This is a genomic window from Calidithermus chliarophilus DSM 9957 (assembly GCF_000430045.1).
Taxonomy (GTDB): domain Bacteria; phylum Deinococcota; class Deinococci; order Deinococcales; family Thermaceae; genus Calidithermus; species Calidithermus chliarophilus.
Genome location: NZ_KE387023.1, coordinates 471,702 through 482,597, shown reverse-complemented (window position 1 = coordinate 482,597; position 10,896 = coordinate 471,702). Strand labels below are relative to the sequence as shown.

General features: G+C 66.1%; 6 protein-coding genes. 1 reads left to right on the top strand and 5 read right to left on the bottom strand.

What is annotated here, in order from left to right; all coding sequences use genetic code 11:
• The 5 genes from MEICH_RS23210 to MEICH_RS0102350 form a co-directional block, all read right to left on the bottom strand.
• Positions 1 to 1,372: ATP-binding protein (locus MEICH_RS23210; protein WP_169730625.1), on the bottom strand; the 1,372-nt coding region annotated here is incomplete at its 3' end.
• A 127-nt stretch (positions 1,373 to 1,499) separates the two neighbouring features.
• Positions 1,500 to 3,452 carry a protein kinase domain-containing protein gene (locus tag MEICH_RS26775; protein ID WP_084542145.1) on the bottom strand — a complete coding sequence of 651 codons (1,953 nt, stop codon included), beginning with the start codon at positions 3,450 to 3,452 and terminating at the stop codon, positions 1,500 to 1,502.
• Between the two features lie 2,438 nt (positions 3,453 to 5,890).
• Positions 5,891 to 8,410: an SNF2-related protein gene (locus tag MEICH_RS0102355; protein WP_027891285.1), complete on the bottom strand. Its 2,520-nt coding sequence runs from the start codon at positions 8,408 to 8,410 to the stop codon at positions 5,891 to 5,893.
• Between the two features lie 149 nt (positions 8,411 to 8,559).
• Positions 8,560 to 8,694 (bottom strand): DUF4236 domain-containing protein, encoded by a 135-nt coding sequence (locus MEICH_RS30630; RefSeq protein ID WP_084542144.1) that lies wholly within the window; start codon positions 8,692 to 8,694, stop codon positions 8,560 to 8,562.
• Between the two features lie 93 nt (positions 8,695 to 8,787).
• Positions 8,788 to 9,417 (bottom strand): ArsR/SmtB family transcription factor, encoded by a 630-nt coding sequence (locus MEICH_RS0102350; RefSeq protein ID WP_027891284.1) that lies wholly within the window; start codon positions 9,415 to 9,417, stop codon positions 8,788 to 8,790.
• 116 nt (positions 9,418 to 9,533) lie between these two features.
• Between MEICH_RS0102350 and MEICH_RS23200 the strand changes: the two genes are divergently transcribed.
• Positions 9,534 to 10,754 carry an MFS transporter gene (locus tag MEICH_RS23200; protein WP_051303845.1) on the top strand — a complete coding sequence of 407 codons (1,221 nt, stop codon included), beginning with the start codon at positions 9,534 to 9,536 and terminating at the stop codon, positions 10,752 to 10,754.
• Positions 10,755 to 10,896 lie beyond the last annotated feature (142 nt).

Sequence of the window (10,896 nt, the reverse complement as noted above, 5' to 3'; positions counted from 1 at the left end):
CGAGGCCGTGGAGCAGCTCGCCGACGGCGGCGGGGGGCAGGGGGTCGAGCTCGACCCGCACCGCCATGCCCCACGTGACCATCTCGGCGTGCATCTGCTCGATGAGGGGCGAAATTTCGCCCTTGCGGTAGCAGGTCACGAAGCCCCGCAGGCCCCCCGGCTGGTTGAGCGGGAAGAGCCGGGAGAGCAGGAACTCGCCGGTCTGGGCCGAGATGTCGTCCATGAACTGCAGGTCGTCGACGAAGGCCGCCTCGCCGTGGGCGCCGATCTGGTCGAAGACGTGGCCCACGGCCTCGAAGTAGCGCGTCTGCAGGCCGGGGTCGGAGGCGGGCGGGCCCTCGCCGAGCTCGGGGAGCCAGGGGGCGAGCGTCTGGCGCACCCACTCCGGGGGGGAGTAGCCGGGGTACTGGGCCAGCATGATCCGGACGAAGCGGTTGTTGGTGGAGTAGGGGATCTTCGCGTCGCCGGGGCGGGTCTCCAGGTGCACGAAGCGGCCCTTGCTGGCGAGGAAGTCGGTGGCCAGGCGCGACTTGCCCACCCCAGGTTCCCCGACCAGGAAGATGAACTTCCCCTCTTCCCAGGCCTCCTCCATCAGGGCCCACTCGCGCTCGCGGCCCGCCAGCACCGGCGGGCGCAGCACGGCGGCCGGGAGCACCGCCGGCCGCGGCCTCGGGCTCGAGCCCGGCAGCTCGGCGCCGCGCTCGACCAGCCGCACGAGCTCGAGCGTCTCCGGCAGCGGCTCGGCGCCCAGCTCGCTCGCGAGCGAGGCGCGTAGCCGCTCCAGCGTCGCCAGCGCCGCGCCCCGGTCACCCAGCAAGTACTGCAGCCGCGCCACCTGGCGGGCGCCCTCCTCGGAGAGGGGCTCGAGCCGCAGGCGGAGCTGGGCGTACTCCAGAGCCTGCTTGAGGTTGCCCGCCTTCTCCAGCCGCTCGGCCTCGCTCTGGGCCGTGCGCGAGCGGAGCGCGTCGAGCTCCTCGCGGGCGCCCTCGAGCCACTCCTCGAAGTCGGGGCAGTCGTCGTAGTCATAGCCCTCCAGCAGGCGCGCGTCCTGGCGCAGCAGCTCGAGGGAGGGGGCCTCGAGGTAGGAGAGCTGCTTGACGTCCACCTCGGCCTCGGGCGCGAGCTCGAGGCGGTCCTCGCCCAGCACCACCTCCCCGAGGCCCACGCGCAGGCGGCGCAGCAACTGGCGCATGTTGTTGCGGGCGGTGCTCTCGCCGGAGTCGGGCCACAGCCAGCCGGCGAGCTTGTACTTCGGCGTGGGGCCTTCCAGCGCCAGGTAGGCCAGCACGGCCGCGGTCTTGCGCTCGAGGGGGCTCACGCCCCGGGGCGAGGCGAGCTTGGGCGGGCCGAGCAGGTGGAGGCGGTAGGGCACCGGGTTCCTCAGCGGGGGCGTCAGGCAGCGCGGGCTCGAGGCCGGGCGCGCCACCACAATCTACTCCGGCAGCGCTGGTTCATGGGATCATGATAACGTCCACGTGGACGCCCAGGGTTCGTCGGGCTTATGCCCCCACCAAGCCGTAGACCATCCCCGCTCGGCTTACCCCTACCAAGGCGTTGCCGTCGGCAATCCATGGCGAAACGAATTCCTCGCGAAGTTCAATACTTTGAACCCTCGAACCGGAGGACACGTCGAACAGCGAGACCTTTCCGGATCGAGAAGCAACCACGGCCCAGGTTCCTGCCACGACTGGGCTAGCGATCACCCCGCCCTCTATGCCCGCCCGCCATGCCTCGCTGAAGTCGGCGTTGAGACACACTAGCAGGCCGTTCTGGTCGGCAGCGATCCAGTGCTGCGTGGAGGCCGCCAGCCCGCCGAAGGTGGGGCCTACAACCGCCAACTGCAGCAGGCTGCGGCCGTCCTCGAGGTCCAGTAGGTGCAACCTCCCCCGCGCGTCCAGTACAGCCAACCGACCGCTCACAGGGATGGGGGCGCCGTAGACTCGGCTCGACAGGACCCTCTTCCAGCGCAACTCGCCCTGGCGGGTACAGGCCAACAGCTCGCCTTCTTTACTGAGAGCGATGATTTGTTCAGGCAGTACCAGCGGGGATACCACACCTTCGGCTGTGAGGGACTGTTTCCAGCGCACCGCACCGCTTACCTCGAGGGCGATGAGTATGCCCCCGTAGGTCAGCACGTAGGCCTGGTTGGCTTCCAGGACAGGGGGCGCGAACACCTCGCCCAAGGTGATCAGTCCGTCGGGTGAAAGCAGCCCCCGGGCCGTTCCCACCCAGACCTGACCGCCATGAAGGACCGGGCTGGAGCGCGAGGGGGCCCCCAGGGGGCGCTTGGCTGTGACTCGACCCTCAAGGTCGAGCGTGTAGAGGTGGCCTGCCTCCGTAGCCACATAGATCATGCCCTCGGCCAGCACTGGCTGGCCTCGCACTGCTTCCCTGAGTGGGGTCTTCCAGGCTACCGTGAACGGGGTGTTCGCCTGAATCCGGAAGGAACCGGGGTAGCTAGCCTGCCAAGCTTGCAGTTGTACCAGCGAGCGGCCGCAGGCCCCGCAGGTTCGGCTACCTGGCGTGTTTTGTTGCCCGCAACGGCATCGGGCTGCCTGGAAGGCTAGCCAGAGGGGACGTAGCTCGGACAGGAGGGCAGTCGCGTCAGGATAGCGTTCCTGGATGGGCAGGCGCACGCAGCGCTCAACCACGCGGGCCAGGACGGGATGCAGACCCGGGCGCACGTGGCTGAGTGGCGGGAACACGGCCCACACGTCTCCCGGTTTCATCCACTCCTGGGGTTCCTTTCCGCAGAGCAGCCGGTGCAGAGTTGCCCCAAAGGCGTACACGTCGCTAGCGGCCGAGGTCTGAATGCTGATCGATAGCTGCTCCGGGGGCGCGTAGCCCAAAGAGGCGAAACGGGTAGTATCCCCGCTTTTGCCGGGCTTGAAGAACCGGGCGATCCCGAAGTCGGCGAGTACAGCCTGGCCGTTGTCGCGCAACAGAACGTTGTCAGGTTTGAGGTCGCGGTAGATGATGCCTCGGGCGTGCAGATAGGCCAGCGCCTCGGCGATTTCTACCGCCCAGCGCACGGCCTCAGCCTCATCCACCGAGGTAACGAACTGCCCCAGGGAGCCGCCGCCCAAGAACTCCTCGGCGAGGTAGTAGCGCCCATCAGCCTCGAAAAAGTCCCACACGGCGGCAATGTTAGGGTGGTGCAAGCTTGCGAGGATCTGCGCTTCCTGGCGGAATTGGGCAATTCGTTGTGGCCGGTCGACGGGGTCGCCCTGGTCCAGGAGTTCCTTGAGGATGCAGACCTTGTTGGTTGCGATATCGAAGGCCTTGTACACCGATCCCATGCCGCCTTGGGCCAGGAATTTGTCTACGCGGTACCGTCCGGCTAACACACGGCCGGGGGGCAGGCTGTCGGTAGGCACGGCATTGGGACTGAAGCCGCAGGCAGGGCAAGGGAAATCTGTCAGGGGGGTCAAGCAGGCAGGGCAGGTTTCCATGGCTTACCTCTGAGCGCGGCGGAATAGGTAGCTCCAGGCGTTAAATCGGGGCAGGGAGGGGTGTCCTTTGGATAAGACCCGGGTGCGCAGGCGGTTCATCTGGCCTCCGCGTTCCTCGAGCACATCTAGCCGTGGTAACGGCGGGGTGAGTAGAAGGCGGGCGCGTTGCCAAAAGCCGGAAACCTCGGGGTAGTAGACCACGTGGATGAGCCGTGTACCGTCCGGGCGGAGGTGACTGCCGAGCAGATAGGGATACGCCTGGGCTGGGGTACTTAAAGGCAGCCTTGACGGCAGGGTTTGGCCAAGGCAGAGGGAGGCGCAGGCTTGGCAGTAGCCGTCTTGGGCGCAACGGGTGCATACTGCCTCCTTGCAAAGGCGGCACGACCGTGTGTGTTCTGCACAGGCGGCCTCGAGACAGCTTCGGCAGGCGGTCCGGTGCTCTGGGCAGAGGTTCTGGCGGCAGATAGTACAGTCTTCGAGGCTCGAGCGTAGGTAGAGGTGTTCGGGGGCGCAGTCCTTGCAGCGATAACCGCAAGCACGACAGACTAAGTCACCTTCGACGGTTCGGACGAGGTCGGTGGGGCACGTGGGGCGGCGGCACTCCGGGCAACCCCGGACGTGATCGGTACAACCCGGCCTGCCACACAGGTAGCAGGTGACCCGGTGCTCCGGGCAGCGCAGCAGATTAGGATAACTGCGCTTGAGCTGGTCTGGCGAGGGTTGCGGGGTGACGAGCTTTTGCTGCAGGCCCTCGCTCAGACAGTGGGGGCAGGGAAGCAACTGGTCCAGGTTCCACGGCAGGTGTTGTGGCGCGCAACTTGGGCACGCTTGTGCACAGGTGGGGCAGACTTCAGGGCCGTCCGTGACGGCGACCTTCTCTGGTGTGCCTACGGTTCGCCGGCACCGCGGGCACTGGAAGAGGTGGGCACTGCAGAACAGTTGCCCTGATAGAGCCGAGTACGCCCGGTGCTCCGAGCAGACCGCCGCTCCGCAACTGGAGCAGGCCTCAAGATGCGCCGCGCAGAAAGCGACCGGGGTAGGGTGCAGCACACAGCGGTGTACGTGTTGGGGGCACAGCACATGGGGATGGTCATGAGGGGCTGCGCAGTACATGGCTTGGCGGCGTGGAATCCAGTAGGGCTCCGGGTGGGCCTCGCTGCAGGTCATGGCGCAGGCCTCGCAGTGCGGCTTGCCTTTATCACCCGCCGGGTGTAACCGTGCGGGGTGAGTGGTCTGGCCGCAATTGGCGCAGGCGTGGGCGTGTTCTGGGCACAATGCCGCGCCGCTGAGGTGACAGCGGGCGAAGTGATTTTTGCAGGCCGCGTGATCACAAACTGCACAGCGCAGCAGACAATTCTCACAGGTGCTTTTCGTGCACGCCGGGCATGGTTCGAGGCAGCGTGGGCAGTAGGGCCTGGCACAGCTATGGCAGTTAGTCAGGCACTGCGGGCAGTGCCCCTGGCGGCAGTTGTGGCATGGCCGGGTGGGATGGGCGCTGCAGTGGCGGGCTTGGCAGTGGGTGCATGTGGCCGCACAACTTGGGCATACCGGGTGCTGCCCGGCGTCACAGGCCTCGAGCGCTGAGGTGGGTTGCTGGCATACCGGGCAGGAGGGTGGGGTCAGCCAAGTCTTTCGCACCGCGTCCCAACGAAATTGGTAGCGGCGGTTCCAGGCCCGGCCGCGCAGTTCGACCTCCCATAGTTGCAGCGGGTAGTGCAAGATTTCGGTGAAGACCAACTCGGTGTGAACCTGTAGCCGGTGGCGTTCGATGGCACGCTGGCGCTCCACGGCCGAAACCCTGGCTTGGTCGAGCCGGCGCAACTCGGCGACCAGCCGGAGATTGGCGGCCTCCTCGTAGCGTGCGACGCGAACGCGGATTTGCTCCTGAGCCTCCTGCTGGGCTAGGACCCAGGCAGCCTGGACCTTTGCGGCGTCGAGCCCCACCACCTGCGTGGTGGGGCGAAGTCCCACCCCCTGAGGCGGCTCGCTGAGCACGTGCTGCCTGTTAAGGTCGACCCACACCGTGAGCAATTCCTCCACGTGTTCGTCGGAGCGCAGGGTCAGCTTGAGGTGGAAACACAGGTAAATCCGTCCGACCATCCGGGGCTGAGCTTCGAGCGCTAGGGTGTGGCTCGACAACCCGAGGCGGCGCAACCCCGTGCCGTCAAGGGCAGCCTCTGAAACTAGGAAGCGGGTCTGGGCGTAGCGGATCAGGCGGTCGAGCAGGGGGTACCCGGGGGCCACGAACTCCACACCGCGCTCCTGGTGGAGGTCGAAGTATTCCTCGTCGAAGGTGAAGTATAGCCGCTTCCTACCCTGGAAGAGCGGGGCCAGCTCAGGCGAGACAGGTGCGGTGTAGGCCTTGCCGTCCTCCACCGCTTGGGCTTTCGCCCCGGCGGCTTCAAGGAGCTTAAGGACCAGTGGCTCGAGGCGTTCCATCAGAACAGCTCCCGGTCGATACTCTCCTCAAACTGCTTCTCCTCGTCGAACTCACGGCGGGCGGAGCGGAGCCTAGCGGAGAGCGCGGTCATAGCCTGGGCTAGTGCCGCCGGATCATTCCTGTGTTCCAGCCACAGCCCGGCGATCACCTCGTCAAGTGCCTTATCCCCGATGTCGTCGAGCTCCTCCAGCACTGAGGCCAGCTCACCCACGATCAGGTCGAACATACGCAGACCCTGGTTGAACAGGCGGTAAATGTCGCCCTCGAAAGTATCGGCGTAGTAAAGGTTGTAGATTCTAGGCGGGTTTTTCTGCCCCAAGCGGTCCACCCGGCCGATGCGCTGCTCGAGGCGCAACGGGTTCCAGGGGATGTCGAAGTTGACGAGGTGGTGGGCGAACTGCAGGTTACGCCCCTCAGCAGCGGCATCGGTCGCCACCAGCACACCGCAGCTTTTACGCTTGAACCGCCAGAAGCGCTCAGCCTTTTCGGCCCTCGAAAGCCCGGGCCCGAACAGCACGACATCGTACCCGTGGCGCTGCAGGTTCTGATAGAGCCAGGTGGCGGTGGCGGACTCGCGGGTGAAGACGATGACCTGACTCTGGGCCTGCTGAAGGATCTGCTGTAGCTCGGCGAGCTTATAGCTCTCCACCGCCCCGTCGGCGAGGAGGGGCACCCTGTAGCGGTACAGCAACTGGATCTGGGAGGCGGGTGAGCTGAAAGCCTGGCTCAGGGTGGCTGCACCGCTGGGGATGACTTGGTGCTTGATCGCCCCCAACACCGTCTGCAGCAACTGGCGTTCCTGGGAGCTCTGGACTAACTCACGGGCTTCGACCTGGCGGGGCGGGGGCAGATGCTCGGCAGGCAGGTTGTTGCGGTGGTGACGGATCATCACTTCCTGCAACGCTGCGCGCAACTCGCGGGTGTTGACTCGGCGGCTGTGGTAGCCCCAAGGGTTGAACCGAACCTGGAACTCCTGAAGGCTTCGGAAGTGGCCTGGGCGGATCAGGTTGATGAGGTAGAACAACTCGTGCACGTGACGTCGGATGGGGGTTGCTGAGAGCAACAAGAGGTAGTTACGTGGCAGCTTGGCGATGATCTGATACACCACCTTGGGATCCCCGGTCTTCTTCAGCAGGTTGTGCATCTCGTCGACGACGATGAGGTCGTAGTGCTCCTTTCGGTTCAACACGTTGTGCTTGTTGTGTTGCAGTGCATGGATTGAACTCACCAGCAGGGGGCTCTTCCAGTCGGCGGGGCGCTCATAAGCCCGGAACGGGAGGTCAAATTTTTCAGCCATCTCGGCGGCCCACTGGTCGACGAGGTGACTGGGTACCACTATCAGCGCGCGCCGCACAAGCTGACGTAGCACCAATTCCTTGATGATCAAGCCTGCTTCGATAGTCTTGCCCAGCCCGACCTCGTCAGCCAAGATAGCGTTGCCGCGCATCTCTTGGAGCGCCCGGCGGGCGGTGTCGAGCTGGTGAGGGTAGAAAGTGATACGATGGCGGAGCCGGGAGGGGGCTTGCAAATTTTCAAACCCGCGGATCTGGGCGATCCTCTCCACCTCGAGCCGCAGGTCGCGCAGGACCACATCCCGTAGCCGGGAGGGCTTGAGCAGCTCGTCGAGCACCAGCGCTGTGTTGCCGCCTGGTGGGTGGATCACGGTCTCGGGCAACTCCCGCGGGTACTGAGGGAGGTTAGGCCGGAGCGCAGTCGCCGTCTGCGTCCTCATCCCGCAGCGCGCGCACTGAACCCGCTCAGGCCGCAATTCCAGGCCGCATCCCACGCAGCGCACCAGGCTCTGCTCGAGGGCCTGGAGGTCGAGCTTGGCCAACCGGCTGAGGGGGGGGCGTGCAGTGGGTTGTGGCTGGACGAGGTCACGCAGCAGGGTTTCGAGGGCTGTGGGGATCTCATCCAGGGCCGGAGGATTGGTGAGGTCGGGCGGGTGGCCGCTCAAGAGGTAATACCCTAAGGCCCCCATGGCGTAGGCGTCGGCTGCAGGAGTGAGGCGATTACCCGCTGCCATCTGCTCGGGCGGAGCGAAGCCGGGCGAGCCCAGCCCCTCGCTGATTGCCGAAGCGAGGGGCTGAGCCAGACCGTAATCGACAAGGTGCAACTGCCCGTCGTTCCCCTGAATGAGGTTGGCGGGTTTGAGGTCGAGGTACAGCCAACCTGCTTGGTGGATGCGCTCGAGCAACCCCGCGACCTGTGCCAGGATCGCGGCGGTTCTGCGCCACCCCGGGCGCTGGTGCTCGAGCGACCGACCTGGGAAATAGGTCATCACCAGCGCGTGCTGGCCATCGGCGGACAAGGCATTGGCTAGGCGGGGGATCGCCGGGTGGTGGATGCCCTCCAGGGCCGCGAGCGCACGCCGTTCACGCTCGAAGAGCGAGCGTTCACTGAAGACCTTCAAGGCCCAAACCTTATCCGGGATGCGGGGATCGCGCACCCGCAGCACCGACCCCTGCCCTCCCTTGCCCAGGAGGTTCTCCGTGACGTATTCCCCGAAGCGCAACATCGACGTAGCTAGGTTTCAATCTAACGGATACCTCTAGGCCTTAACGCCATCTTGGGTTATCTAGGCATGCCGGACGGTGGTATCCGGTCTGGCCTTCCGGACGAGCTCAGGGCTCAGCTCCCCGATGCTAGCGGTTTCTGCGGAGGGTACTATACGCCAGTTCGACTTCGGTCATCCGCTCTCGGGCGAGGTCCATTAAGTCCAAAGGACACGCCTATGCCTGATTTCGATAAATTGACCCGAAAAGGCCCCATTTTAACGCTCTTACGAAAGCCAAACCCCATAAGCCCTCCTCAGTAGGTGGTGGAATTCCACGATAACTGGGAAGGTGACTCAAGCATGGTCATTTTTCTATCAACTACAGGTATAGCCGTCTCTTAAACAGCCCCCTCCACCACGAACAGCCCCACCATGTGCGGCCTGCCCTCGAGCGGGGCCATCCGGCGGTACTTCTCGCGCAGCGCCCGCAGCTCGCGGATGAAGTCCTTGGCCTGTTGGGGGGTGAGCGAGAGCCCGCCCCACTCGCCCAGGATGCGCTCGCGCAGCTCCGCGCGCCAGGGGGCGCCGGGCTCCGGGTTGAACAGGCCGAAGGCCATGCTCAGGTTGCCGCGCTCGTCGGGCTGGGCGAAGACCCCCCACTCGGGGTCGTACTGGGCGAACTGGCGGATGAGGTTCTGCACGAAGCGGTCCATCGCCTCGTGGTACACCTCCTGCATCAGCTCCTCGATGCTGGCGGCCGTAGAGGCGCTGAAGGGGATGAGGAAGCGCTCCTGCGCGGCCTCATAAACCTTGACCGCCCGGCCCTTGCGCCGCCGCTCCTCCCGCACCCGCACCAGGCCCGCCGCCTGCATCTGGCGCAGGCGGTAGTGCACGCGGTTCATGTCCAGGCCCAGTTGCTCCACGAGCTCCTGGGCGCTGCCGGGGTTTTTGAGCAGCCGGTCGAGGATGCGCTGGTTCTCGCGCACCAGCAGCAGCTTGAGCTGCCTACTTGAGGTCTCCTCTTTCACACCAAGTAGCTTAACCCGCACCCTGGACTCGAGAGAGGAAGCGCGATGAACCCTGCCCTGACCCACCCCACGCCCCGGAAAGATCCGAACGCCCCCGATCTCGAGGAGGTGGCCTGATGCAGCCCACCAAGCTCTGGAACCGCGACTTCGTGCTCTACTGGCTGGGCACCGCCCAGTCGAGCTTCGGCAGCGCGCTGGCCGGCATCGCGCTCTCGTTCTTGATCCTCGAGCTCACCGGCTCGGCCGCGAGCATGGGGGTCAACCTGGCCCTCTCGCTGATCCCCGGCCTCTTCGCGCCGCTGGCCGGCAACCTGGTGGACCGCCTGCCCATCAAGCCCCCGCTGGTGCTGGGCGACGTGGCCCGCGGCCTGATCGCCCTGGGGCTATGGGCCCTGGCCGCGCGGGGGGAGGTCAGCATCCCCCTGATCTACGCGGCCACCGTGCTGATGAGCGTCATCGGCGTGATCTACGGCCCGGCCGCCTCCAAGGTCTTCCCCGAGCTCGTCCCCAAGGACCAGCTCGCCCGCGCCAACGGCCTCCTGGGCACCGCCACCCAGAGCATGAACTTCCTGGGGCTGGTGGGGGGCGGGGTGCTGGTGAGCCAGATCGGCTCGCCGCTGGCCCTGCTCGTCGACGCCGTCTCCTTCTTCGTGATGGCCGGCCTCCTGCTGCTGGTGCGGATGCCCGCCTTCGTGGGGCAGGCGCGGCACGGGGGCTTCTGGCAAGGGCTGGGCGAGGGCCTGCGCCTGATGGCCCGCAGCCGCGTCCTGACCCTGGTCCCGCTGATGGCCTTCTTCATCAACATGACCTTCGCCCCGGTGCTCATGCTCATCCCTAAGATGATGCAGGACCTGGGCCTGGGCGCGCAGGGCTACGGCTTCTTCATGGGCTCCTTCACCGCGGGGATCGTGCTGGGCAACGTGCTGGTGAGCGTGCTGGGCCCCAGGCTGCAGCCCGGCGTGGCCTTCAGCCTGGGCCTGAGCGTGATGGCGGTGGCGATAGGCGCCATCGGCTGGGTGGGGCAGGTGGGGTGGATGTACGCCCTGGCCGTAGTAGGGGGCGCCGCCAACGGCCTGGTCAACACCAGCTTGGTGATCCTGCTGCAGAGCCTGGTGGCCCCCGAGTTCCGCGGCCGGGTCTTCGGGGTGCTGGGCAGCATCGGCCAGGTGGGGATGCCCATCGCCCTGCTGCTGCTGGCCCCGGTCGTCGACCGCCTGAGCCCCGCCCTGATCTTCAGCGTAGCCGGAGGGGCGACGTTGCTGATGGTGGCCGTATGGCTCGTCTTCAGCAAGCCTCGAGCGGCACAACCTGCGATGGAGACACGGGCGGAAGGTTGAGAGCGGGTGACGGGTGTCGGGCGGCTCGTGGCTCGTGGTGGACGGCGGTGAGCCGTCAGCCCTCAGCCGTCAGCCCTCCCACCCACTCCACGCCCCTCCCTCCGGCCGGAGGGAGGGGCGTTCAGCGTCTTGCGTCTCGCGT

What these genes read in the sequence shown, in the direction of transcription:
- MEICH_RS26775 (WP_084542145.1), bottom strand. Translation starts at nt 3,452, where the DNA reads ATGGAAACCTGCCCTGCCTGCTTGACCCCCCTGACAGATTTCCCTTGC.
- MEICH_RS0102355 (WP_027891285.1), bottom strand. Translation starts at nt 8,410, where the DNA reads ATGTTGCGCTTCGGGGAATACGTCACGGAGAACCTCCTGGGCAAGGGA.
- MEICH_RS23200 (WP_051303845.1), top strand. Translation starts at nt 9,534, where the DNA reads ATGCAGCCCACCAAGCTCTGGAACCGCGACTTCGTGCTCTACTGGCTG.
- MEICH_RS30630 (WP_084542144.1), bottom strand. Translation starts at nt 8,694, where the DNA reads ATGGGGTTTGGCTTTCGTAAGAGCGTTAAAATGGGGCCTTTTCGGGTC.